Source organism: Micromonospora sp. URMC 103, from assembly GCF_051386435.1.
Taxonomy (GTDB): domain Bacteria; phylum Actinomycetota; class Actinomycetes; order Mycobacteriales; family Micromonosporaceae; genus Micromonospora.
The window spans coordinates 2,044,943-2,068,761 of record NZ_JBPQTR010000004.1 but is presented as its reverse complement, the minus strand read 5'-3'; the positions used below and the strand labels follow the sequence as shown (position 1 = coordinate 2,068,761).

The 23,819-nt window shown below is 74.3% G+C and carries 20 protein-coding genes and 1 riboswitch; of the genes, 2 read left to right on the top strand and 18 right to left on the bottom strand.

The window, feature by feature from the left end:
- Nucleotides 1-11: 11 nt before the first annotated feature.
- Nucleotides 12-183, bottom strand: a riboswitch (FMN riboswitch).
- 80 nt (nucleotides 184-263) lie between these two features.
- Entirely contained in the window at nucleotides 264-1,220 is a 957-nt protein-coding gene (locus tag ACSNOA_RS13175; protein WP_436658264.1) for a GGDEF domain-containing response regulator, read from the bottom strand.
- Between the two features lies 1 nt (nucleotide 1,221).
- A complete protein-coding gene (gene rpe, locus ACSNOA_RS13170) occupies nucleotides 1,222-1,902 on the bottom strand; it encodes a ribulose-phosphate 3-epimerase (protein WP_436658263.1) in 681 nt (226 codons plus the stop codon).
- 249 nt (nucleotides 1,903-2,151) lie between these two features.
- On the opposite strand from rpe, the gene ACSNOA_RS13165 reads away from it, so the two are divergent.
- Nucleotides 2,152-3,033 carry a septum formation family protein gene (locus tag ACSNOA_RS13165; protein ID WP_436658262.1) on the top strand — a complete coding sequence of 294 codons (882 nt, stop codon included), beginning with the start codon at nucleotides 2,152-2,154 and terminating at the stop codon, nucleotides 3,031-3,033.
- 86 nt (nucleotides 3,034-3,119) lie between these two features.
- Nucleotides 3,120-4,004 carry a septum formation family protein gene (locus ACSNOA_RS13160; RefSeq protein ID WP_436658261.1) on the top strand — a complete coding sequence of 295 codons (885 nt, stop codon included), beginning with the start codon at nucleotides 3,120-3,122 and terminating at the stop codon, nucleotides 4,002-4,004.
- 96 nt (nucleotides 4,005-4,100) lie between these two features.
- On the opposite strand, the gene ACSNOA_RS13155 is transcribed toward ACSNOA_RS13160, so the two are convergent.
- From ACSNOA_RS13155 to carA, 16 genes are all read right to left on the bottom strand, one after another.
- Nucleotides 4,101-5,489 (bottom strand): RsmB/NOP family class I SAM-dependent RNA methyltransferase, encoded by a 1,389-nt coding sequence (locus ACSNOA_RS13155; RefSeq protein WP_436658402.1) that lies wholly within the window; start codon nucleotides 5,487-5,489, stop codon nucleotides 4,101-4,103.
- Between the two features lie 173 nt (nucleotides 5,490-5,662).
- A complete protein-coding gene (gene fmt, locus ACSNOA_RS13150; RefSeq protein ID WP_436658260.1) occupies nucleotides 5,663-6,589 on the bottom strand; it encodes a methionyl-tRNA formyltransferase in 927 nt (308 codons plus the stop codon).
- A gap of 4 nt (nucleotides 6,590-6,593) precedes the next feature.
- Nucleotides 6,594-7,157, bottom strand: a complete 564-nt coding sequence (gene def, locus ACSNOA_RS13145; protein WP_436658259.1) for a peptide deformylase — start codon at nucleotides 7,155-7,157, stop codon at nucleotides 6,594-6,596.
- 46 nt (nucleotides 7,158-7,203) lie between these two features.
- Nucleotides 7,204-8,472: a cytochrome P450 gene (locus ACSNOA_RS13140; protein ID WP_436658258.1), complete on the bottom strand. Its 1,269-nt coding sequence runs from the start codon at nucleotides 8,470-8,472 to the stop codon at nucleotides 7,204-7,206.
- A 129-nt stretch (nucleotides 8,473-8,601) separates the two neighbouring features.
- Complete coding sequence (locus ACSNOA_RS13135) at nucleotides 8,602-9,585, bottom strand: AAA family ATPase (RefSeq protein WP_436658257.1); 984 nt, start codon at nucleotides 9,583-9,585, stop codon at nucleotides 8,602-8,604.
- Nucleotides 9,586-9,767: 182 nt separating this feature from the next.
- Nucleotides 9,768-11,873, bottom strand: coding sequence for a primosomal protein N' (locus ACSNOA_RS13130; RefSeq protein WP_436658256.1), 2,106 nt, complete (start codon nucleotides 11,871-11,873; stop codon nucleotides 9,768-9,770).
- Nucleotides 11,874-11,932: 59 nt separating this feature from the next.
- Nucleotides 11,933-13,126, bottom strand: coding sequence for a methionine adenosyltransferase (metK, locus tag ACSNOA_RS13125; protein WP_436658255.1), 1,194 nt, complete (start codon nucleotides 13,124-13,126; stop codon nucleotides 11,933-11,935).
- An 82-nt stretch (nucleotides 13,127-13,208) separates the two neighbouring features.
- Nucleotides 13,209-14,423: a bifunctional phosphopantothenoylcysteine decarboxylase/phosphopantothenate--cysteine ligase CoaBC gene (gene coaBC, locus ACSNOA_RS13120; protein ID WP_436658254.1), complete on the bottom strand. Its 1,215-nt coding sequence runs from the start codon at nucleotides 14,421-14,423 to the stop codon at nucleotides 13,209-13,211.
- 14 nt (nucleotides 14,424-14,437) lie between these two features.
- Nucleotides 14,438-14,704 carry a DNA-directed RNA polymerase subunit omega gene (gene rpoZ / locus ACSNOA_RS13115; protein ID WP_013285517.1) on the bottom strand — a complete coding sequence of 89 codons (267 nt, stop codon included), beginning with the start codon at nucleotides 14,702-14,704 and terminating at the stop codon, nucleotides 14,438-14,440.
- Between the two features lie 80 nt (nucleotides 14,705-14,784).
- Complete coding sequence (locus ACSNOA_RS13110; protein WP_436658253.1) at nucleotides 14,785-15,318, bottom strand: guanylate kinase; 534 nt, start codon at nucleotides 15,316-15,318, stop codon at nucleotides 14,785-14,787.
- 25 nt (nucleotides 15,319-15,343) lie between these two features.
- The gene (mihF, locus tag ACSNOA_RS13105) at nucleotides 15,344-15,661 is read right to left on the bottom strand and encodes an integration host factor, actinobacterial type (protein WP_007458370.1); all 318 of its coding nucleotides are present in this window, start codon (nucleotides 15,659-15,661) and stop codon (nucleotides 15,344-15,346) included.
- 178 nt (nucleotides 15,662-15,839) lie between these two features.
- Complete coding sequence (pyrF, locus tag ACSNOA_RS13100; RefSeq protein ID WP_436658252.1) at nucleotides 15,840-16,676, bottom strand: orotidine-5'-phosphate decarboxylase; 837 nt, start codon at nucleotides 16,674-16,676, stop codon at nucleotides 15,840-15,842.
- Nucleotides 16,677-16,773: 97 nt separating this feature from the next.
- Nucleotides 16,774-18,048 carry an adenosylmethionine--8-amino-7-oxononanoate transaminase gene (locus ACSNOA_RS13095; protein WP_436658251.1) on the bottom strand — a complete coding sequence of 425 codons (1,275 nt, stop codon included), beginning with the start codon at nucleotides 18,046-18,048 and terminating at the stop codon, nucleotides 16,774-16,776.
- 111 nt (nucleotides 18,049-18,159) lie between these two features.
- On the bottom strand, nucleotides 18,160-19,185 hold the full coding sequence (locus ACSNOA_RS13090; protein ID WP_436658250.1) for a quinone-dependent dihydroorotate dehydrogenase: 1,026 nt from the start codon (nucleotides 19,183-19,185) through the stop codon (nucleotides 18,160-18,162).
- Nucleotides 19,186-19,306: 121 nt separating this feature from the next.
- Nucleotides 19,307-22,681, bottom strand: a complete 3,375-nt coding sequence (carB, locus tag ACSNOA_RS13085; protein WP_436658249.1) for a carbamoyl-phosphate synthase large subunit — start codon at nucleotides 22,679-22,681, stop codon at nucleotides 19,307-19,309.
- On the bottom strand, nucleotides 22,681-23,799 hold the full coding sequence (carA, locus tag ACSNOA_RS13080) for a glutamine-hydrolyzing carbamoyl-phosphate synthase small subunit (protein WP_436658401.1): 1,119 nt from the start codon (nucleotides 23,797-23,799) through the stop codon (nucleotides 22,681-22,683). The genes carB and carA overlap by 1 nt, the downstream gene beginning before the upstream one ends.
- Between the last annotated feature and the right edge of the window lie 20 nt (nucleotides 23,800-23,819).

The window sequence follows — 23,819 nt, the reverse complement described above, 5'->3', positions numbered from 1 at the left end:
CCGTCCGTCCCGCGCGCTGTCTCCCATCCGGACTGTCTGGGCGCGGGATGCCCCGCCCCCAACCGTCGGCCCCGGATTCTCACCAGGTCCACCGGGCGGCAGAGCCGTCCGGGTCGCGGGCTTACCACGGGCTCGCCGTGGATCACCGCCGGTTCGGAATTACACCGAGTCCCGCCAGCGCGTGGTGGGTACTCCGGAAGTCTTACACGCCGACGGGGGTGCGCCGCCACCGAGGCGAGCTACCTCACAGCGGCGGCACACGATCACGTGACGCCGCGCCGCCGGTCCACCGCCACGTACGACCCCGGCTGGCTCTTGGCCACCGTCTTCATCTCGCTGGCCACCGCGATCGCCTCGAGGGGGTTGGTGAAGCGTTTGCCGGAGTCGGAAAGGGAGACCCCGATCGAGAGGGTCACGAGAGCGGCGCGCCGGATGTTGCCCCGCCGGTCCTTCAACTCGACGAAGCCCCGCTCCCGGTCGACCGGGTCGTAGAGCGTGTCGGCCGCCTTCTCGAAGTCGACCACGGCGCGGGAGGTCAGCGGGCGGACCTGGTCCGGCGAGCAGACGATCACGAAGTCGTCGCCGCCCACGTGGCCGAGGAAGGCCGGCGGCAGCCCCACCGAGACCACCGCCCGGTGCAGGCTCCGGGCCAGGGCCGAGATGAAGTCGTCGCCGCGGACGAAGCCGTACCGGTCGTTGACGCTCTTGAACCGGTCGATGTCGATGTAGCCGACGGCGTAGTCGGCGCCGTTGCGCACCCGGTCGCTGATCTCACGGCGGATCCGGCTGTTGCCGGGCAACCCGGTCAGCGGGGACACCTCGCGGAACTCCTTGTTGCGCCGCAGGGTGGAGCTGACCCGGGCGATCAGCTCGGCGGTGTCGAAGGGCTTGACGAGGTAGTCGTCGGCCCCGGCGCTCAGGCCGTTGACCTTGTCGGACGTCATCCCCTTGGCGGTCAGCATGATCACCGGGAGGGCCGAGGTCATGGGGTCGGCCCGCAGCCGGCGGGTCAGTTCGAGCCCGTCGATCCGGGGCATCATGAGGTCGACCACGGCCAGGTCGGGCCGCTGCTGCTCGATGACCTCCAGGGCCTCCTGGCCGTCGCCGGCGTGCAGCACCTCGAACCCGTGCAGGCGCAGGTTGAACTCGACGAAGCGCACGATGTCCTCGTCGTCGTCCACGACGAGGATGACGTCCGGTCGCTCCTCCGCCGGGTCCACGTCAGGTCCCGGGGGTCGCGCGTTCCGCGAGGGCCCGCAGCCGGCGTACCGCCTCGGCGGGGTCGTCGGCGCCGTACACGGCGGTGCCGGCCACGAAGGCGTCCGCGCCCGCCGCGGCGGCCTGCTCGATGGTGTCGGCCGCGATCCCGCCGTCGACCTCGATGCGCAGCTCCAGGTGACCGGCGGACACGTGCCGGCGGGCGGTGCGGACCTTCTCCAGCAGCTGCGGAAGGAAGCGCTGCCCGCCGAAACCGGCCTTGATCGTCATGACGAGCAGGGTGTCGAAGCTGGGCAGCAGGTCGAGGTACGGCTCGATCGGGGTGTCCCGGTCGATGGCGAGCCCCGCCTTGGCGCCGGCCGAGCGCAGGTCCTTGGCCAGCGCCACCGGGTCGTCGCACGCCTCGGCGTGGAAGGTGACGTTGTACGCGCCGGCGTCGGCGTACCCGGGCGCCCAGCGCCGCGGGTCCTCGATCATGAGGTGCACGTCGAACGGGAGCTGGGTGGCCGCCCGCAGGCTCTGCACCACCGGCAGCCCGATGGTGAGGTTCGGCACGAAGTGGTTGTCCATCACGTCGACGTGCAACCAGTCCGCGGCGTTCTCCACGGCACGGACCTCGTCGGCGAGGCGGGCGAAGTCGGCGGCGAGGATGCTCGGCGCGATGATCGGCGGCGGTACGGTCACCGGGCCAGTGTACGAACGTGCCCGCCGCCCCGCGGCACGGCACCATCCGGGACGGGGCGTGACCCGCCGGTGACCGGCGGTGCAGAATGAGCCGTCCGGGCCGGCGTGTCGGCGGTACGGGCCGTCCGCGACTGGCCGTACGGCGCGAATCCGACGAAACTCCAACGGGGACGGTGACACCGGCGGAGGGCCCGCGCCGGCGGTCGGCGGCCCGCCGTGTGCGGTCACAGCTTCCGGGAAGGGCGGACGATGCGACGGTGGCTCGGTGTGGTGGCGCTGGCCGGCGCGGTGACGGTCCTGCTGGCCGGCTGCCAGCGGCCGCGCGGGGCCGACGGTGACCTCGTCGACGACTGGCCGGCCCTGCGGGCGCCGAAGGTGTTCGTGCCGGCCACCGACACCTGCCTGCCCCGGATCACCCCCGTCGTGCAGGCGGGCACGTACGAGACGGTGCCATGCTCCCGCAGCCACCTGGCCGAGGCCATCCACGTCGGCGCGTTCGACTCCCCGCGCGGCGCCCGGCCGGAGCCCGGCTCCCCCGCGCTGCGCACCGCGCGCGCCGAGTGCGACCAGCGGGCCCGGGAGGTGCTCGGCGGCGACTGGCACTCGGCGCGCCTCACCCTGAACATCGCGTTGCCCTCCGGGCCGGCCTGGGCCGGTGGCGCCCGCTGGTTCCGCTGCGACCTGAGCGAGACCGACAGCATCGACAACACCCGTCCGATCAACCGGGTGGGCAGCCTGCGCGGCGCGATGATCGGCGACTCCCCGCTCATCCACCGCTGCTTCGACCCGAAACTGATCGGGGGCAACCTCAACTACATGGCGCCGGTGCTGTGCACCGAGCCGCACCGCGCCGAGTTCGTCGGCGTGTACGCCGAGCGGGACGTGAGTTGGGCGGCGTTCTCCGCGGCGCCCGAGCAGGCGCACCGGCGGTGCATGGCGCTGATCGCCGCCTTCGCGGCGGTGCCCGACGACGCCGACCTGCCCTACCGGGCGGGGTCCATCTTCTACCCGCCGTCGCGCCGGGAGTGGGACGAGGGCGACCGCGGGGTGCGCTGTTTCCTGTGGAGCGACGATCGGAAGCTGACCCGGTCGATGCGCGGGGTGGGCCCGCAGGGACTTCCGGCGATCTGACTCCGGTGCCGTATGCTCCTGCGCTTGTGGCGCCACCGGCGACGATCGCCGGTGGGCGTGACCACGGTCGACGGGGAGGCTGGCGCATGCGACGGTGGTGGACGGCGGTCGCCGTGGGCGCGACGCTGCTGGGGCTCACCGGCTGCGCCCCGGCCGGCCTCGACACGGAACTCACCGACGACTGGCCGGCGCTCGCCGCGGCCGAGGCGTTCGTCCCCGACGCGGGGGTCTGCCACGCCGCCCTCCAGGACGTCGGGTACCTGAGCGCCTACAGCCCCGTCGACTGCGCTCAGACCCACCGGGCCGAGACCGTGCACGTGGGCACCCTCTCCGGCGCCGTCGCGCAGCGCAGCACGCCACCGCCGCCCGGCTCGCCCGGGATGCGGGCCGCGCGCGCCGAGTGCGACCGGGAGGTCGACAAGGCCGTGGGCGCCGACTGGCACTCCGGCAGGCTCGGCGTGGACGCCGTCTTCCCCTCGCCCGCCGCATGGGGCGGCGGGGCGCGCTGGTTCCGCTGCGACGTGAGCGAACTCCAGAGCCTCGACGACCCGGCCGTGCTGCCCCGCACCGGGAGCCTGCGCGGCGCGCTCAAGGGCGACTCGAAGCTGGCGCACCGCTGCTTCGAGCCGAAGCTCGTCAAGGACGACATCGAGGAGATGGTCCCGGCGTCCTGCACGGCCCGGCACCACGCCGAGTTCGTCGGGGTGTACCGGGCGCCCGACGTCACCTACGCGCAGTTCACCGACAACGTCCTCGCCACGCACAAGGCGTGCCGGAAGCTGCTGGCCTCCTACGTGAAGGTCCCGGACAACGCCGACGTGCAGTACCGGGCGGGGACGATCTTCTACCACCCGTTCGAGGAGGAGTGGAAGGACGGCAACCGCGGGGTGCAGTGCTTCCTGTGGGTCAGCGACCGCGCGCTCACCCGCTCCATGAAGGGCGCCGGCACCAAGGCCCTTCCCGTCCGCTGACCCGCCGCCGCGTCCCGACGGCGGCGGATCCGTCCCCGCCGTGAGCCACGGCCCCGGCGCGCCCGGCGTCGACCGCGCCGGGCCCTCCCCCGCCCCTCAGCCGCGGCGCAGGACGGCCAGGAACATCGCGTCGGTGCCGTGCCGGTGCGGCCACAGCTGCACCGTCGGACCGTCGCCGAGGCCCGGCATGCCGGCCGGCAACAGCGGACGGGCGTCGACGAAGTCCACGGGGACCCCGGATCGCCGGGCCGCCTCGGTCACCGTCACGTGCGTCTCCACGACGTGCGGGGAGCAGGTGACGTAGGCGACGAGGCCGCCGGGACGTACCGCGCGCAGCGCCGCGCCGAGGAGCTCCCGCTGCAACCGGGTCAGCGCCGGCAGGTCCGACGGCTGCCGCCGCCAGCGGGACTCGGGGCGGCGCCGCAGCGAGCCGAGGCCGGTGCACGGGGCGTCGACAAGAACGCGGTCGAAGTGCTCCTCCGGCAGCTTCGGATCCTGCCCGACGGTGCGACCGTCGGTGTGCAGGACGGTCACCGGCAGACCACGGGTGGCCTGGGCGACCAGGCGGGCCCGGTGCTCGGCCACCTCGACGGCGGTCAGCCGGGCGCCGCGCTGGGCCGCGAGGGACCCGAGCAGTCCGGACTTGCCGCCGGGCCCCGCGCACAGGTCCAGCCAGCGCCCGTCCGGGCCGTCCAGGGGCGCGGCCGCGAGCGCCGTGGCCACCAGTTGGGAGCCCTCGTCCTGCACGTGGGCGCGGCCCTCGGCCACCGCCGGCAGGTCGCCCGGCGCGCCGCCGGAGAGGTACACGGCGTACGGGGAGAAGGCGCCCGGGGCGCCGCCGACCTCGTCGGCCAGCTCGACCGGGTCGGCGAGGCCCGGTCGCGCGCACAGGTGCACGGGTGGGCGCTCGTTGTCCTCGATGAGCAGCCGCGTGGTCTCGCCGAGGTCGCCGCCGAGGGCCTCGGCGAACGCCCGCACCACCCACTGGGGATGGCTGTAGGCGAGCGCCAGGTGCCCGACGGGATCGGCGTCCATGGCGGGCGCGAGCCGCTGCACCCAGGCGTCCTCGTCCCGGCCCGCGACCTCCCGCAGCACCGCGTTGGCGAAACCGGTGGCCCCCGGGCCGACCACGCGGACGAGGTCGACGGTCGAGGACACCGCGGCGTGCGCGGGGACCCGGGTGTGCAGCAGCTGGTACGCCCCGAGCCGCAGCGCGTCGCGCACCGGCGGGTCGATCCGCTGCACGTCCCGGCCGGCGGCCGACGTGAGGATCGCGTCCAGGGTGCCGAGGTGGCGCAGGGTGCCGTAGGTCAGCTCGGTGGCGAACGCCGCGTCGCGGCCCACGAGACCCTCGTCGCGGAGGATGGCCGGCAGCACGAGGTTGGCGAACGCGTCGTCCCGGTTCACGGCGGCGACCGCCTCGTACGCGGCCTGGCGCGGCCGGTCCACGGCCGGCCGGCCGCCCCGGCCGACCCGTCGGTCCATGCCGGCGCGCGCGGACCACCCGGCCGCCGGTCGCCCGCCACCGAGACGGTCACCCCGGCGGCGGCCGCCGTACGGGCTCTCACCGGAGCGCGCGTCGGCCGGGCGGAGGTCGGACCGCGAGTCGGGCGACCCGTCGCCGGCGGGCCGGTCGTCGCGCGCCGGTCCGGTGCCGCTCACGCCAGGTCCTCGCCGGCCGCGACCCGGGCGCCGCGCGCCCAGTCCGTCGCCGGCATGGCCCGCTTGCCGGCCGCCCGCACCTCGCCGAGGCGTACCGGAACGGTGGCGGTGCCGGCGAGCACCCGGGCCTTCTCCACGAGCAGCTCGCCCGGCTTGAGGTCGGGGCCGTCGGGCGCCGGGGCGACCGGGCCCAGCTTCACCCGCTCGCCGCGGAAGGTGGTCCACGGGCCGGGCGCCGGGGTGCAGGCGCGGATGCGCCGGTCCACGGCGAACGCCGGGTCGGTCCAGCGGACCCGGGCGTCGTCGACGGTGAGCTTCGGCGCCAGGGACACCCCGTCGGCCGGCTGCGGCTCCGCCCGGGCGGTGCCGTCGGCGATCGCGTCGAGGACGGCGACGAGCAGGCCGGCGCCGGAGGTGGCGAGCCGCTCCAGCAGGTCGCCGGAGGTGTCGGTGGGACGGATCTCGTCGGTCAGCGTGCCGTAGACCGGCCCGGTGTCGAGACCCTCCTCGAGCTGGAAGACGCTGGCACCGGTCACCTCGTCGCCGTGCAGCACGGCGTGCTGCACGGGCGCGGCGCCGCGCCAGGCGGGCAGCAGCGAGAAGTGCAGGTTGACCCAGCCGTGCCGGGGGATCTCCAGGGCGGCCGGCGGCACGAGGGCCCCGTACGCGACCACGGGCACGCAGTCCGGCGCGAGCTCGCGCAGCCGGGCCAGGAACTCCGGCTCCCGCGGGCGGGCCGGGGTGAGCACCTCCACACCGTGCTCGTCGGCCCACGCGCCCACCGGCGAGCGGGACAGGCCACGGCCGCGGCCGGCGGGCGCGTCGGGCCGGGTGACCACGGCGACCAGCTCGTGCCGGGACTCGGCGACGGCCGCCAGGGCCGGGACGGCGACGGCCGGCGTGCCGGCGAAGATCACTCGCACGGCGTCACCCACCCAGGCCGAACGGGCTGCTGCCCGCGCCGTGCGGGTTCAGCTTGACCACCGGCGGGGCCGCCGGGTCGTACCACTCGGCCTGGCGGATGGCCTTCATGGCCTCCTTGCGCCCGGCCGGGTCGAGCCGGTCGACGAAGAGCACGCCGTCGAGGTGGTCGGTCTCGTGCTGCACGCAGCGGGCCATGAGGCCGGTGCCGACGATCTGCACCGGGTCGCCGTAGCCGTTGTAGCCCTTCGCGACGACGTTCTGCCGGCGCTTCGTGTCGAAGTAGAGCCCCGGAATCGAGAGGCAGCCCTCGGGCCCGTCCTGCTCCTCGGAGTCAGGGAACTCGAGCACCGGGTTGACGAGGTGGCCGAGGACGTCGTCGACGTCGAACGTGAACACCCGCAGGCCCACTCCGAGCTGCGGCGCGGCCAGGCCGGCGCCGTTCTGCTCGCGCATGGTGTCGGTCAGGTCGGCGATGAGCCGGCGCAGCTCGGCGTCGAAGTCGACCACCGGATCGGCCGGCGTGCGCAGCACCGGATCGCCGAACAGACGGATGGGCTGGACGGTCACGCGGAACGGCTCCTTCGCGGGGTGGGACGATCGGGGCCGTACCAGTCTACGGAGTGCCGGGGTGGGCGCCGGCCGGCGTACCGCGATCGTCCCGGGCCGGTGTGCCGAGCGTCACCGGCAGGGTGTCGTAGCCGCGCAGGGTGAGCCTCGTGCGCCGCCGGGGCGTGCCGGCCAGGGCCAGGCCGGGCAGCCGGCGCAGCAGGTGCGGAAAGGCGATCTGCGCCTCCAGGCGGGCCAGGCCGGCGCCGACGCAGTAGTGCGGGCCGGCGCCGAAGGACAGCGGGTGGGACTGCGCCCGCCACGGGTCGAAGCGGCCCGGCTCGGGAAACCGACGCGGGTCCCGGTTGGCCGCGCCGAGCAGCAGCAGCACCCAGCTGCCCGCCGGCAGCTCGACCCCGCCGCAGCGGACGGCGGCCGTGCTCACGCGGCTGGTGAGCTGCACGGGCGAGTCGTAGCGGAGCAGCTCCTCGACGTACGCCGGGGCGTGCTCCGGGTGCCCGCGCAGCGCGTCCGCGGCCGACGCGTGGTCGAGCAGCACGACGAGGCCGTTGCCGAGCAGGTTGGTGGTGGTCTCGAACCCGGCGACCAGCAGGACCACCAGGTTGGCGAGCAGCTCGTCGCCGGAGAGCCGCTCGCCGTCTGCGTCGTGCACCTGCACCAGGGCGGTGGTGAGGTCGTCGCCCGGAGCCCGCCGCCGGGCCTCGACCAGCTCGATGAAGTAGTCGCGCAGCTCGGCGGCGCCCCGGTCGGCGACGGCCAGCTCCTCCGGCGTGATCTCCGGTTCGAGGACGCCGGTCAGGTCGCTCGCCCAGCGGCGGAACAGCGGTCGATCGCCGGACGGCACGCCGAGCAGCGCGCAGATCACCGCGACCGGCAGCGGGTACGCGAAGTCGGCGAGGAAGTCCACCGGCTCGCCCGAGCCGCCCCGCGCGCACATGGTGTCGATCAGCTCGTCGGCCTGGGCGGCCACGACGTCCCGCATCCCGGCGATCCGGCGCGGGCTGAACGCGCCGGAGACGAGGCGGCGCATGCGGCTGTGGTCGGGCGGGTTGGTCCGCAGCATCGACCGCGAGATCGAGGCCACCGCGGGGCTGTCCCGCCAGCCCGGCCAGACGCTGTCGCGCAGCGCGTCGTCCATCACCCCCAGCCGCGGGTCACGGAGCAGCTCGTCCGCCTCGGCGTAGCCGGTGACCAGGTAGAACATGGGTCCCGCCTCGGCCACCGGCCCGTACGCGCGCAGCCGCTCGTACGTCGGGTAGGGATCGACCCGGCCCTGCGGCGACAGCAGCAGCGTCAGCGCCTCGGCAGCGTCCATGGTCGGCCTCCCGCATCCGTCGAGGGCCTTTCATCATGCCTCCGAACCGGCCGCTCGGCGATCCGGCGGACCGCCGCGCCGGAGGCCCGGGGCGGCCAGGCGATGGCGTCGCGGACGCTCCGGGATCGGTCAGGCGCCGTGGCCCGGCTCGCCGGCCAGCACCGCGTCGCCGCCGAGCAGCGCGTGCTCGGGCAGCGGCAAACGGGTGCCGTGCGCGGCCTCCCAGTCGTAGACGATGCCGGGGCGGACCTGGGCGGCGAAGTAGTCGACGGCGCTCATCCCGCCGACCACCGGCTCGTCGACCTCGGCGACGAGCTGGGCCGGCACCAGGCGGAAGCCGCTCTGCAGGGCGGCGCTGAGCCGGCGGTGCCCGTCGACCACGAAGAAGTACTCGCCCGTGTAGCCGATCCGCAGCGGCTCCAACGCCTCGTCGCCGGCCCCGGCCACCTCGCCCACGAACTCGGAGTCCCAGAGGCCGCGCAGGGTGGCGATGTCCTCGGTCGGGTACACCCGCGCCGGGTCCAGCAGCAGCAGCGGCGGGGCGTCGCGCAGCACGTCGGCGCCGAGCGTGCCCTCGTACGCCGCCACGATGTGCTCGATGACCTCGTCGGCGGAGGCCCGGGTGGTGTCACAGATGAGGTCGTAGTTGCGCAGCCGCGCCTTGTCCACCCCGTAGCGGACCAGGAACCGGCCCCGCTCGCTCTCGCTGCGCTCGCGCAGCTTCGCCGTGGCCTCCTCGAGGGAGGTGTAGCTCTCCGCCGGCCCGGACGGGCGGGCGAGCACCCGCCGGGCCGCCTCGCCCGGCTCGGTGATCATGTGCACCTTGAGGGCGTCGGTGAAGAAGTGCCAGGCCAGCCGGGAGTCCATGACGAGGCTCTCGCCGGAGGCCGCGATGTCCCGCTGGAGCTGGTCGACGTAGCCGTCGACCGCCTGGTCGAGTTCGGCGTGCAGGTTGAGCTGGAGGGCGGTCATCTGCCGCTCCTGCGCCATCTGCCGGTAGAGGTCGCCGACGCTGACCCGGCGCATCCCGAGACGCTTGGCGATCTCCACCGACACCGTGCTCTTGCCGCTGCCGAGGTCACCGTTGAAGACGATCGACTGACGAACGGTCACGACTGGTCCACCCCTGATCACCGGCTGATTGACAGCATCGTCCTGGCGTCGGCTCGACGCGCTCCCGTCATCGTCGCGCGGTCTGTGCGCCCGGGCATGACGGGCGATGCTACCACCCCGGAAAGCGGCGCCTGCCGCACGCGGCGTGCGACACCGCCCGGCTCACCCTCTCGAAGCGCAGCTCAGAAGAGGTCGTGCGGGTCCACCTGGAGGCGGACCGGGTCGGCGGCCTTGCGGGCGCTACGCGCGCCGGCGGCTGTGTGCAGCGCGCCGGCCAGCGCCGCCGCCCGGGCGCGCGGCACCCGCACCAGCATCCGCTCCCGCTCGCCGTCGGCGGGCACCGGCCCGAGCACCTCGGCGCCGTCGGGCAGCCGCGCCTCGTCGAGCAGGTCCGCGACCGCCGCCGGCAGACCCGTGACGCTGGCCATCCGGACCGCCGGCGGGAAGCCCAGCTCGCGGCGCTCGGCGAGCTCGCGGGCCGCGAACCAGCCGGCGTCCCAGCGCAGCAGCGCCTGCACGGGCGCGAGCGCGCCGTCGGCGACCACCACCACCCGGCCGCCGGCCGCGGCCGGGCGGGCCAGCGCCGCGGCGGCCAGCCAGCGGCGCAGCGCCTCCTCCCCCGCGCGCAGGTCCGCCCGGGTGAGCAGCGCCCACGAGTCGAGCAGGAGCACCGCGCCGTACCCGCCGTCGGCGACCGGTTCCGCTCCCGGCGTGGCGACCACCAGGCCCGCGCCGCCGGGCACGGTGGCGAGCACCTCCTCCCGGCCCGACGTGCGCACCGGCACGCCGGGGAAGGCCCGGCCCAACTCCTCGGCGGTGCGCCGGGCACCCGTGACGGCGGCGCGCAGCCGCCGCCCGCCGCACTCCGGGCAGGCGTACGCCGCCGCGACCCGGCCGCACCAGCGGCAGGCGGGCGCGGCCGTTGCCGAGGGCAGCGCGAGCGGGCCGGCGCAGTGCGGGCAGCGCGCCGGGGTGCGGCAGTCGGCGCAGGAGACCGACGGCAGGTACCCGCGGCGGGGCACCTGCACGAGCACCGGCCGGTCGGCGTGCAGCGCCTCCCGCGCCGCCGTCCAGGCGAGGCTCGGCAGCCGCGCCGTGGCCGCCCCGGGGTCCCGGGCGAGCTGTGGGTCGTCGCCGGTCGGCGCGACGGCCGGGGTACGCGCCCGCACGGTCGCCCGGTCGGCCACGACCTCGCGGGCCCAGCCGGTCTCCAGCAGCAGCTGCGCCTCGGCGGTACGGGCGTACCCGCCGACAAGCGCCCCGGCGTCGGCGAGCTGGGCGCGGGTGAGCAGCACCTCGCGGGCGTGCGGGTAGGGTGCCCGGGGCTCGGCGTGCAGGTCGTCCCCGTCGTCCCAGATCGCGACGAGCCCCGGCCTCTCGACGGGGGCGAACATGGCGGCCCGGGTGCCGATCACCACGGGAACGTCACCGCGCCGGGCCGCGAGGAACGCCCGGTAGCGGCGGGCCGGGCCGAGCGCCGCCGACAGGCAGACGTGCCGCCCCGGGCCGAGGGCGGCGCCCACGGCGGCGTCCAGCCGGTCGAGGTCCCGGTTGTCGGCGACGACCACCACGGCGCCCCGGCCGCCGGCCACGGTCGCGGCGACGGCCTCGGCGTAGCGGGCCGCCCAGTCCTCCCCCGGCAGCGCAGACCAGACGGCGCGGGGGGCCCGGCCGTCGGCCAGCGCCCGCAGGTACGCGGGGCCGGCCGGATAGTCCCGCCAGCCCCCCGACCCGGCCGTGACCAAGCCGTCGGCGGCGGCCCGTGGCGGCGGCGGGACGGCCGTAGCCGCCGGACCGGCCGCAGCGGCGGTGGTCGCCCCACCGGCAGCGTCGGCCGCGGTGGGCGCCCCACCGGCGGCGTCGGTGGCGGTGGGCGCCGCACCGGCAGCGCCAGTGGCGGTGGGCGCCGCACCGGCGGCGTCGGCCGCGGGCGCCGCGGTGGTGATGTCCGGGGCGGCTCGCTCGCGCGCCTCCTTCTCGACGCGGGCGTGCCGGGGCGGCACGGCGAGCCGGAGCACGTCGGCGAGGCTTCCGGCGTACCGGTCGGCGACCGCGCGGGCCAGCCGGGCCACCTCGGGCGACAGCACCGGCTCCGGCGAGACGACCTTCTCCAGGTACGCCAGCCGGCCGCCGTGCCCGGAGGCGTCGGCACGCTCCAGCAGCCAGCCGTCCACCAGTTGCCCGGCGAAGCGCACCTTCACCCGGGCGCCCGGCACGGCCGCGCCGTCCAGGTCGGCCGGGACGAGGTAGTCGAAGGGCCGGTCCAGGTGGGCCAGCGGGACGTCCACGCAGACACGAGCGACCGGCGACCCGTCCGCGGGTCGCCGGTCGCTGCGCGTGGTGCCGCTCAGGCTCCCGCTGCCGACTTGAGGTCGGCGGCCCGGTCGGTGCTCTCCCAGGTGAGGTCGGGCAGCTCGCGGCCGAAGTGGCCGTACGCCGCCGTCTGCTGGTAGATCGGGCGGAGCAGGTTGAGGTCGCGGATGATGGCCGCGGGACGCAGGTCGAACACCTCGGTGACGGCCTTCTCGATCGAGGCCACCGGCACGGTCTCGGTGCCGAAGGTCTCGATGAACAGGCTCACCGGGTGGGCCTTGCCGATGGCGTACGCGACCTGCGCCTCGCACCGCTCGGCCAGGCCGGCCGCGACCACGTTCTTGGCCACCCAGCGCATGGCGTACGCGGCCGAGCGGTCGACCTTCGACGGGTCCTTGCCGGAGAACGCCCCGCCGCCGTGGCGGGCGTAGCCGCCGTAGGTGTCCACGATGATCTTGCGACCGGTCAGGCCGGCGTCGCCCATCGGCCCACCGATCTCGAAACGGCCGGTCGGGTTGACGAGCAACCGGTAGCCGTCGATGTCGAGGCCGAGGCTCTCCATCTCGGGGGCGATGACGTGGTCGCGGATGTCCGGCGTGAGCAGCGAGTCCAGCGAGATGTCGGCCGCGTGCTGGCTGGAGACCACCACGGTGTTGAGCCGCACGGGGCGCAGCCCCTCGTACTCGATGGTGACCTGGGTCTTGCCGTCCGGCCGCAGGTAGGGGATCGTGCCGTCCTTGCGCACGGCGGCGAGCCGCCGGGCCAGCCGGTGCGCCAGCGCGATCGGCAGCGGCATCAGCTCCGGTGTCTCCGAGCAGGCGAAGCCGAACATCATGCCCTGGTCGCCGGCGCCCTGGGCGTCCAGCGCGCTCTCCGACGCCCCGGTGCGCAGCTCGAAGGCGTTGTCGACGCCCTGCGCGATGTCCTCGGACTGGGCGCCGATGGAGACGCTCACGCCGCAGGAAGCGCCGTCGAAGCCCTTCTTCGACGAGTCGTAGCCGATGTCGAGGATCGTCCGGCGGACGATGGTCGGGATGTCCGCGTACGCCTTGGTGGTCACCTCGCCGGCGATGTGCACCTGGCCCGTGGTGATCAGGGTTTCCACCGCGACCCGGCTACGCGGGTCCTCGGCGAGCAACGCGTCGAGGATGCCGTCGCTGATCTGGTCGGCGATCTTGTCCGGGTGGCCTTCCGTGACCGATTCGGACGTGAAGAGGCGGCGTGTCACGGCACTCCCTTAAGCATGTGAAAGTCGTTCCGCGGAAGTCTAGCCACCACCGTCGGTGGCGGCGGAGCCAGTTGCGCCGATCTCACCCCTCGGAGCGACGGGCGAACCGCGCCACGACGAGGTCCCAGACGCTGTCGGCGAGGTCCTCCTTGGACTGCTCGGGCATCCGGCTGACCGAGCCGTCCGCGCCGATGACGGTCGCCGCGTTGGTGTCGGCGCCGAACACCTTGTCCTGCCCGACCTCGTTGACGACGACGAGGTCGGCCCGCTTCCGGGCGAGTTTCGCCCGGCCGTTGGCCTCCGCGTCGCCGGTCTCCGCGGCGAACACCACCAGCACCTGGTCGGGCCGACGGCGTTGGCCGAGCTCGGCGGCGATGTCCGGGTTGGTGACGAGCTCGATGGTGGGCGCGCTGCCGTCGTCCGCCTTCTTGATTTTGCCAGGGGCGTAGACGGCCGGACGGAAATCGGCCGGAGCGGCGGCCATCACCACGGCGTCGGCGTCGACGGCCGCCTTCAGCGTCGCCTCCCGCAGCTCCGCCGTGGTGCCCACGCGGACCAGGTCGACCCCGGCCGGGTCGGCCAGACCGACGTTGGCCGCGATCAGCGTGACCCGGGCGCCGCGGGCCACGGCCGCGCGGGCGAAGGCGTAGCCCTGCTTGCCGGAGGAACGGTTGCCCAGGAACCGGACCGGGTCCAGCGGCTCGCGGGTGCCGCCCGCGGTCACGACCACACGGCGACCGGCGAGGTCGGCGGGGGCGTCGATCCCCCGGGTGAGCACGCGACGGGCCACCGCGAAGATCTCCGCGGGATCGGGCAGGCGCCCCTTGCCGGTGTCGACACCGGTGAGCCGGCCGACCGCGGGCTCGATCACCCGGACGCCACGGGAGCGCAGCGTGGCGACGTTGGCCGCGGTGGCCGGGTGCTCCCACATCTCGGTGTGCATGGCCGGGGCGAGCACCACCGGGCAGCGGGCGGTGAGCAGCGTGTTGGTGAGCAGGTCGTCGGCGAGACCGTGCGCGGCCTTGGCGAGCAGGTCGGCGGTGGCCGGCGCGACCACCACGAGGTCGGCCTGCTGCCCGAGGCGCACGTGCGGCACCTCGTGCACGTCGGACCAGACGTCGTCGGCGACCGGCTGGCCGGAGAGCGCCGCCCAGGTCGGCGCCCCGACGAAGCGGAGCGCCGACGCGGTCGGCACGACGCGGACCCGGTGGCCCGATTCGGTGAAGAGCCGCAGCAGCTCACACGCCTTGTAGGCGGCGATGCCGCCACCGACCCCGAGGACGATCCCGGCGGACATCGCGGTGCGGCGGGTTACGGCTGGTCGGTCGGCTCGGCGGTGAGCAGGCCGGCGTTGATCTCGCGCATGGCGATGGAGAGCGGCTTCTCCTGCGGGGTGGTCTCGACGAGCGGGCCCACGTACTCCAGCAGGCCCTCACCGAGCTGGCTGTAGTAGGCGTTGACCTGGCGGGCCCGCTTGGCGGCGAAGATGACCAGGGCGTACTTCGACGTCGTCTTCTCGAGGAGCTCGTCGATCGGCGGGTTGGTGATGCCCTCGGGGTTGGTGGCGATGGATCCCACGAATAACCTCTGCGTCTGTCGAACCGCGCGGACGCGGTGCGGACTGGCGGCCACGGCCGACTCCGGACCGCGGACGGCTCCTAACCGAGAACCCCCGGTCGGGCCGGAGTCGGATAAGAAGAACCGAACAAGCCTACCAGCTCATCGGCGACGCGATCGGTCAGGTCGTGCGTGAGGTCGAGGTCGAAGGCGGCCCGTACGGCCGGGTCCGGCCGGTAGTCGGGCGGGCGCAGCAACACGAGCCGGGCGTCGGCGAGGCGTTCACGGACGGCCAGGGCGCCCGGGAGGTCGAGTGGGAGCAGCGCCGGCTGCCCGGCCGCGAGCCGGGAGCGCAGCGGTTCGTACGGGGTGCCGCGCCGGTGCGGGCCGGCGCGGGACCACTCCAGCAGAGCGCCGGAGGCGATCAGCCGGTCGAACTCGGTGGCCGTCAGGAAGATCCGGTCCACCCCGTCGACCTCGGGGTGGCGCCGGGGCCGGGTGGTCACCGGCACCGGCCGCCACACGGAGGGAGAACGCGCCCGGACGAGCTCGACGACACTCTCCCGGCCGGCGCCCGAAGGACCGGCCAGGACAGTGAGCCGAGCCGCCGGGCGCGCTCCGCCATCCGTGCTCACTGCTTGTTTCTACACGCTGCCATGCTCAGTTGGCGGCGAACTCTCCAAGCAGTGCCTTGCGCTGCTGCTCGCCGAGGCCCCGCAGGCGGCGGCTGTCGGCGATCTTCAGCTTCTCCATGATCTGGGTGGCCCGGATCTTGCCGATGCCCGGCATCGCCTGCAGGACGGCCGACACCTTCAGCTTGCCCACGACGTCGTCGGACTCGGCCCGCTCGAGAACGGCTCCGAGGGTGGTCTTGCCCTGCTTGAGCTGCTCCTTCAGCTCAGCACGGGCCTTGCGGATCTCCGCGGCCTTCTCCAGCGCGGCAGCGCGCTGCTCGGGGGTCAGTGACGGGAGCGGCACCAGTTCTCCTCAGGTCCCTATCGCGACGGGCGGGACGCACCGCCGCATCTGTGAAACGTGGTGTCGCTGTGAACCAAGGGGTATGTGGTTCCCAGCGCGGGGAAAACTAGCGGTCAACGGAGCTTTCGGCAACGTGGGCGCGCCATGATCACGACAAAGTGACCGAGCGATCAATCAGTCAGCGGGCGGGCAGGACGGCCCGGCAGTCGGCCAGGACCCGGTCCGCGGCGGCCCGCAGCGCGGCCGCGTCGGGGCCGGCGCCGAGCACCTCACGGGAGTACGACGGAAGCACCGCGGGGAGGCTGGCGCCGAAGACCGTACGCAGATCGGCGGCCGTCGCGCCCTGGGCGCCGAGCCCCGGTGCGAGCAGCGGACCGCCCACCCGGGACAGGTCGTGACCGGTGTCCCCGATCGTCGCGCCGACCACCAGGCCGAAGCTACCGAGCGGGTCCGCACCCGCGTTGAGCTGGGAAATCTCGTCGATCACCGTCTGCGCCACCGTCCTGCCGTCGGCGGTGCGGGCGTGTTGGACGGCCGGGCCCTCCGGGTTCGAGGTGAGCGCCAGCACGAAGACGCCACCGCCGTGCTCGGCGGCGAGCTCGAACATCGGGGCGAGCGAACCTACTCCCAGGTAGGGACTCGCCGTCACCGCGTCGACATACAGCGGGCTGGATGGATCAAGGTACGCCGAGGCGTACGCCCGGACCGTCGAGCCGATGTCCCCGCGCTTGACGTCAAGCAGAACGAGCGAGCCGGAATCCCGTAACTGTCGGATAGTTGACTCAAGAATCGCGACACCTCGGGCACCGAATCGCTCGAAGAAGGCCGACTGGGGCTTGACCACCGCAACCCGGTCACCGAGGGCGTCCACGACGGTCCGGGCGAACCGGTCGAGCCCCTCGACGTCGTCGGGAAGCCCCCAGCGGGCGAGCAGTCCGGGGTGCGGGTCGATCCCGACGCAGAGCGGTCCCCGCTCGACGAGGGCCCGGTGCAACCGGGCGCCGAAGGTCTCCATCCGTTCTTCTCCCTCTCCTCACTCCGAAACGGGCGGCCCACGCCGCCCGCGCACGCCCAAGGAATCCCCGCGCCCCGGGACGGGGCCGCCGGGGCCTTCAGCCGGCCTTCACGGCCGCCGCCACGCCGGCCGCGATCCGGGCCAGGTCGGCGTCGTCGGTGACGTACGGCGGCATGGTGTAGACCAGGTCCCGGAACGGCCGCAGCCAGACGCCCTCGGCGACCGCGGCGGCCGTCGCGGCGGGCAGGTCCACCTCGTGGTCGAGCTGCACGACGCCGATCGCGCCCAGGACCCGCACGTCGGCCACCCCCGGCGCGCCCCGCAGCGGCTCCAGGCCGGCCCGGAGCCCCGCGCCCACCCGCGCCACCTCGGCCGCCCAGTTTCCGGCCCGCAGCAGCCCCATGGAGGCGTTGGCGACCGCGCAGGCGAGCGGATTGCCCATGAACGTGGGACCGTGCGCCAAAACGCCGTCGCGGGAGATCCCCCGGGCGACCTCCGGGGTGCAGAGCGCGGCGGCCAGGGTGAGGTACCCGCCGGTGAGCGCCTTGCCCACGCACATCACGTCCGGCGTCACACCCGCGTGCTCGGCCGCGAACATCGTCCCGGTCCGGCCGAAGCCCGTGGCGATCTCGTCGAAGACGAGCAGGATGCCGTGCGCCCGGGTGACCTCGCGCAGCACCCGCAGGTACTCCGGGTGGTGGAAGCGCATTCCGCCGGCGCCCTGCACCACCGGCTCCACGATGACCGCGGCCAGCTCGTGCGCGTGCCGCTCCACGGCGTCCACCAGGGCCGCCACGTACGCCGGGTCGGGCGCCGTGTCGAAGCCGCCCGGCGGCACCGGCGCGAAGACCTGCCGGGGCAGCACGTCGCCCCAGAGGTGGTGCATGCCCCCCTCCGGGTCGCAGACGCTCATCGGGTGGAAGGTGTCGCCGTGGTAGCCGCCGCGCCAGGTGCCCAGCCGGCGGCGCTCCGGCCGGCCGGTGGCCCGCTGGTACTGCAGGCACATCTTCACGGCCACCTCCACGCTCACCGAGCCGGAGTCGCAGAGGAAGACGTGTTCCAGCCCGTCCGGGGTGAGCTCGACCAGCGTGCGGGCGAGCCGCACGGCCGGCTCGTGGGTCAGCCCGCCGAACATGACGTGGCTCATCCGTCCGAGCTGGTCGGTGGCCGCCGCGTCGAGCACCGGGTGGCGGTAGCCGTGGATCGCCGCCCACCACGACGACATCCCGTCGACCAGTTCCGGGCCGTCGGCCAGCCGCAGGCGTACGCCCCGCGCGCTCTCGACCACGTAGGGCGGGCTGGCCGGCGGCAGCGCCGCGTACGGATGCCACACGTGGTCCCGGTCGCCGGCGAGAATCTCCTCAGGTGTCAACGTGACCTCCTCCAACATGCTTCAGCCCCGCGCCCCCGCGCGCAGGCCCCGCGATCGTGCGGTCCGGGATGTGGCGCATGCCGGGGCAGGAAGTGCGAGATCGCGGGGAGCCTACGGTGCCGGGGTCCTGGACAGGGCCCGGGCGGCGGAGCGCACCAGGGCCGGGCCCCGGTAGATGAAGCCGGTGTAGAGCTGCACGAGGCTGGCGCCCGCGTCGACCATCCGGGCCGCGTCGTCGGGGTCGACGATGCCGCCCACCCCGATCACCGGCAGCCGGCCGCCGGTCTCCCGGTGCACGAACGAGACCACCTCGCGGGCGCGTGCCGTGAGCGGGCGGCCCGACAGACCGCCCCTCTCCGCGCCCCGGGGCCGGTCGGCGGCGGCCAGCCCGTCGCGGGCGAGCGTCGTGTTCGTGGCGATCACGCCGGCCGCGCCCCGGGCGAGGCAGACCTCCAGCAGCTCGGCGATCGCCGGCTCGGTGAGGTCCGGGGCGATCTTGACGAGCACCGGCTTCTCCCCCACCAGCGCCGCGAGCAGCGCGTCGAGGTGTGCCCGGTCCTGCAACGCGCGCAGGCCCGGTGTGTTGGGCGAGGACACGTTCACCGCGAAGTAGTCGCCGTGCGCGCGCAGCGTCCGGTACGAGGCGAGGTAGTCGTCCACGGCGTCCTCGATCGGGGTCACCTTGGACTTGCCGAGCGAGATGCCCAGCGGCACGCCGAGCGGCCGGGGCAGGGCCGCGAGCCGCGCCGCGAGCGCCTCGGCGCCGGAGTTGTTGAAGCCCATCCGGTTGACGACGGCCTCGCTGTCGCGCAGCCGAAACAGCCGAGGCCGGGGGTTGCCCGGCTGGCCGTGGGCGGTCACCGTGCCGACCTCGACGAAGCCGAAGCCCAGCGCGGGCCAGGCGGGCAGCGCCACGCCGTCCTTGTCCATCCCGGCGGCCAGGCCGACGGGGTTGGGGAACTCGACACCGAACACCGTGCGCGGCGCACCCAGCGCGTACCGGGCCCGCAGGGCCGCGAGGACCGCGGGCCGCCGGGACACCGCGGCGAGCCGCCGCAGCGTCCACTCGTGCGCCGCCTCGGCGTCGCCGCCCCCGAGCCGGAACAGAACCGGCCGGACCGCCCGCTCGAAGATCACGACGCCGACCCACCCACGCCCGTCCCCCGGTCGATCATGAAGTTGTTGCCGCGACACGCCGTGCCGGCGGGCGACAACTTCATGATCGACGCGTGCTGGGGGTCGGGAGCGGTGCGGCGGGTCACTGGGCGGCCCGCAGGGCGGCGTGCAGCTCCTGGAGCGGGCGCACCTGCATGTCGCCCCGGATGCGCGCCTCGATGCCCATCACGGCCGCGGCCGCCCCGGGCACCGTGGTGATGCACGGGATGTCCGCCGTGACCGCCGCGCTGCGGATCTCGTAGCCGTCCGAGCGGGCGCTGGCCCCCGAGCCCTGCGGGGTGTTGACCACGAGCGCGACGTCGCCGCCGAGGATCATCGAGACGGCGTCCTCGCCCTCGCCCGCCTCGTAGTGCTTGCGGATCTGCTCGCAGGCGATGCCGTGCCGGCGCAGCACCTCGGCCGTGCCGGTGGTGGCGACGATCTGGAAGCCGAGGTCGGCGAGGCGCTTGATCGGGAAGATCATCCCCCGCTTGTCCCGGTTGGCCACCGAAACGAAGATCCGGCCCCCGGTCGGCAAGGATCCGTACGCGGCCGACTGGGACTTGGCGAAGGCGTGCCCGAAGTTCGTGTCGATGCCCATCACCTCGCCGGTGGACTTCATCTCCGGCCCCAGCAGCGAGTCGATCCCCTTCCCGGCCGGGGTACGGAACCGCTTGAACGGCAGCACCGCCTCCTTCACGGCGATCGGCGAGTCGGCCGGCATGGTGCCGCCGTCCCCGGTGGCCGGAAGCAGTCCCTCGGCGCGCAACTCGGCCACGGTGGCGCCGAGCGCGATCCGGGCCGCCGCCTTGGCCAGCGGCACGGCGGTCGCCTTCGAGACGAACGGGACGGTCCGCGACGCGCGCGGGTTCGCCTCCAGGACGTAGAGCACGTCGTCCTTGAGGGCGTACTGCACGTTGAGCAGACCGCGGACGCCGATGCCCCGGGCGATCGCCTCGGTGTACCGGCGGACCTCGGCCAGGTGCGAGCCGGCCAGGGTGATCGGCGGCAGGGCGCAGGACGAGTCGCCGGAGTGGATGCCGGCCTCCTCGATGTGCTCCATGACACCGCCGAGGTACACCTCGCCGTCGGCGTCGCAGAGCGCGTCCACGTCGATCTCGATGGCGTCGTCGAGGAACCGGTCCACGAGCACCGGGTGGTTCGGCGAGATGTCGGTGGCGCGTCCGATGTAGTCGCGCAGCGTGGCGTCGTCGTAGACGATCTCCATGCCCCGTCCGCCGAGCACGTAGGACGGGCGCACCAACACCGGGTAGCCGATCTCGTCGGCGATGGCCTTCGCCTCCTCGTACGAGGTGGCCAGGCCGTACGCCGGCGCCCGCAGGCCCGCCCGGGCCAGCAGCGCGCCGAACGCGCCCCGCTCCTCGGCCAGGTGGATCGACTCGGGCGACGTGCCGACCACCGGCACCCCGGCGTCCTTGAGCCGCTGCGCGAGCCCCAGCGGGGTCTGCCCGCCGAGCTGCACGACCACCCCGACCACGCCCGGCCCGCCGGCCGCCCGGCCGGAGGTGTCCTCGGCGTGCCAGACCTCCAGCACGTCCTCGAAGGTGAGCGGCTCGAAGTAGAGCCGGTCGGCGGTGTCGTAGTCGGTGGAAACGGTCTCCGGGTTGCAGTTGACCATGACGGTCTCGAAGCCGGCGGAGCCGGAGCCGCCGCCGGCCGGCGCGGCGCGCAGCGCCTGGACCGCGTGCACGCAGGAGTAGTCGAACTCGATGCCCTGCCCGATGCGGTTCGGCCCGGAACCCAGGATGATCACCTTCGGTCGGGGCGACCCGACCACCTCGGTCTCCCAGTCGTACGACGAGTAGTGGTACGGCGTGCTCGCCGCGAACTCGGCCGCGCAGGTGTCCACGGTCTTGTAGACCGGCCGGATGTCGAGGCGGTGCCGCAGCCTCCGGACGCCGTCCTCGGCGGCCAGCTCGGGGCGCAGCGCGGCCAGCTGCCGGTCGGAGAGACCGGCCCGTTTGGCGCGACGCAGCAGGTCCGCGTCGAGCACCGGCGCCGCCACGATCTCGGCGCGCAGCTCGACGAGGCTCGCGATCTGGTCGAGGAACCACGGGTCCATCCCGCCGGAGGCGGCCGCCACCTCGGCGATCGAGGCGCCCAGCCGCAGCGCCCGCTCGACGGTGTAGAGGCGGCCGTCGTGCGGCGTACCGAGCGCGGCGAGGGTGTTCTCCTTCGTGGCGTCCGCCGGGTCCGGCCGGGTCCAGAACCCCGCGGCGCCGGTCTCCATCGACCGCATGGCCTTGTTGAGCGCCTCGGTGAAGTTGCGCCCGAGGCTCATGGCCTCCCCCACCGACTTCATGGTGGTGGTCAGCTCCGGGTCCGCGCCGGGGAACTTCTCGAAGGCGAACCGCGGGATCTTGACGACCACGTAGTCGAGGGTCGGCTCGAACGCCGCGGGCGTCTTGAGCGTGATGTCGTTGGGGATCTCGTCGAGCGTGTAGCCGATGGCCAGCTTGGCGGCGATCTTGGCGATCGGGAAGCCGGTGGCCTTGGACGCGAGGGCCGACGAACGCGACACCCGCGGGTTCATCTCGATCACCACGATGCGGCCGTCGGCCGGGTTCACGGCGAACTGGATGTTGCAGCCGCCGGTGTCCACCCCGACCTCACGCAGCACCGCGATCCCCAGGTCGCGCAGTCGCTGGTACTCGCGGTCGGTGAGCGTCATGGCCGGGGCCACGGTCACGCTGTCGCCGGTGTGCACGCCCATCGGGTCGACGTTCTCGATGGAGCAGACCACCACGACGTTGTCGTGCCGGTCCCGCATGAGCTCGAGCTCGTACTCCTTCCAGCCGAGCACGCTCTCCTCGATGAGCACCTCGTGCACCGGGCTGGCCGCGAGGCCGTCCCCGGCGATGCGCTCCAGGTCCTCGTCGGTGTGCGCCATGCCCGACCCGAGGCCGCCCATCGTGAACGACGGGCGGATGACCACGGGCAGGCCCAGCTCGGCGACGGTCTCCCGGACCTCGTCCATGGAGTGGCACACCCGCGAGCGCGGCACGAGCGACGACGGGTCCTCGACGCCGAGGCGGGCGGCGGCCTTCGCCACGATGTCCTTGAACAGCTGCCGGTCCTCGCCGCGGTTGATGGCGTCGATGTTGGCGCCGATCAGCTCGACGCCGTACTTCTCGAGCACACCCGACTCGTGCAGCGCGACCGCGGTGTTCAGCGCGGTCTGCCCGCCGAGGGTGGGCAGGATCGCGTCCGGCCGCTCCTTGGCGATGACCAGCTCGACGAACTCGGGCGTGATCGGCTCGACGTACGTGGCGTCGGCGAACTCCGGGTCGGTCATGATCGTGGCCGGGTTCGAGTTGACCAGGCTGACCCGGATCCCCTCGCTGCGCAGCACCCGGCAGGCCTGGGTGCCCGAGTAGTCGAACTCGCAGGCCTGCCCGATCACGATCGGCCCGGAGCCGATGACCAGGACGTGCTTCAGGTCTGTCCGCTTGGGCATTACTTCCCGCCTTCGATCAGCTCTGCGAAGCGGTCGAAGAGGTAGTCCGCGTCGTGCGGGCCGGCCGCCGCCTCCGGGTGGTACTGGACGGTGAACGCGGGCACGTCCTTGGCCCGCAGCCCCTCGACCACGTTGTCGTTGAGGCAGACGTGCGACACCTGGACCCCGCCGAACTCGGTGTCGATCACCTGGTCGGGGACGACCGTCCCGGCGCCGGCGCTAGGCACCTGGACGGCGAAGCCGTGGTTGTGGCTGGTGACCTCCACCTTGCCGGTGGCCCGGTCCAGCACTGGCTGGTTGATGCCGCGGTGGCCGTAGCCGAGCTTGTAGGTGCCGAAGCCGAGCGCCCGGCCGAGGATCTGGCTGCCGAAGCAGATGCCGAACAGCGGGATCCGCCGGCTCAGCACCTCCCGGGCCAGCCCGACGGGCCCGTCGGCGGTGGCCGGGTCACCCGGCCCGGGCGAGAAGAACACCGCGTCCGCGCCGGTGGCGAGCAGGTCGTCGACGGTCGACGTGGCGGGCAGCACGTGGGTGGTGACCCCGCGCGCGGCGAGCCGGCGCGGCACGTTGCGCTTGATGCCGAGGTCCAGCGCGGCCACCGTGAACCGGTGCGTGCCCTGTGCCGGCACCACGTACGGCTCGGCGGTGGTCACCTCGGCGGAGAGGTCGGCGCCCACCATCTCGGGGGCCTGCCGCACCCGGGCCAGCAGGGCCCGCGGGTCGTCCTCGACGCTGGAGATGCCCACCCGCATGGCGCCACGCTCCCGCAGGTGCCGGGTCAGCGCGCGGGTGTCCACCCCGCCGATGCCGACGACACCCTCGGCGGCGAGCCGGTCCTCGAGGCCGCCCGTGGCCCGCCAGTTGGATCCGATCCGGGCCGGGTCGCGCACCACGTAACCGGCCACCCAGATCCGGGTCGACTCGTCGTCCTCGCCGTTCACCCCGGTGTTGCCGATGTGCGGCGCGGTCTGCACCACCACCTGGCGGTGGTACGACGGGTCGGTGAGGGTCTCCTGGTAGCCGGTCATGCCGGTGTTGAAGACCGCCTCGCCGAAGGTCTCGCCGACGCTGCCGTACGCCTCACCGTGGAACGTCCGCCCGTCCTCCAGGACGAGCATCGCCGGCCTGCGCCTGCTGC

Excerpts from the sequence above, each read along its gene's own strand:
- ACSNOA_RS13165 (WP_436658262.1), top strand. The coding sequence starts at position 2,152 with ATGCGACGGTGGCTCGGTGTGGTGGCGCTGGCCGGCGCGGTGACGGTC.
- ACSNOA_RS13160 (WP_436658261.1), top strand. The coding sequence starts at position 3,120 with ATGCGACGGTGGTGGACGGCGGTCGCCGTGGGCGCGACGCTGCTGGGG.
- ACSNOA_RS13155 (WP_436658402.1), bottom strand. The coding sequence starts at position 5,489 with ATGGACCGACGGGTCGGCCGGGGCGGCCGGCCGGCCGTGGACCGGCCG.
- ACSNOA_RS13140 (WP_436658258.1), bottom strand. The coding sequence starts at position 8,472 with ATGGACGCTGCCGAGGCGCTGACGCTGCTGCTGTCGCCGCAGGGCCGG.
- coaBC (WP_436658254.1), bottom strand. The coding sequence starts at position 14,423 with ATGTCCGCCGGGATCGTCCTCGGGGTCGGTGGCGGCATCGCCGCCTAC.
- pyrF (WP_436658252.1), bottom strand. The coding sequence starts at position 16,676 with ATGGAGACCTTCGGCGCCCGGTTGCACCGGGCCCTCGTCGAGCGGGGA.
- carB (WP_436658249.1), bottom strand. The coding sequence starts at position 22,681 with ATGCCCAAGCGGACAGACCTGAAGCACGTCCTGGTCATCGGCTCCGGG.
- carA (WP_436658401.1), bottom strand. The coding sequence starts at position 23,799 with ATGCTCGTCCTGGAGGACGGGCGGACGTTCCACGGTGAGGCGTACGGC.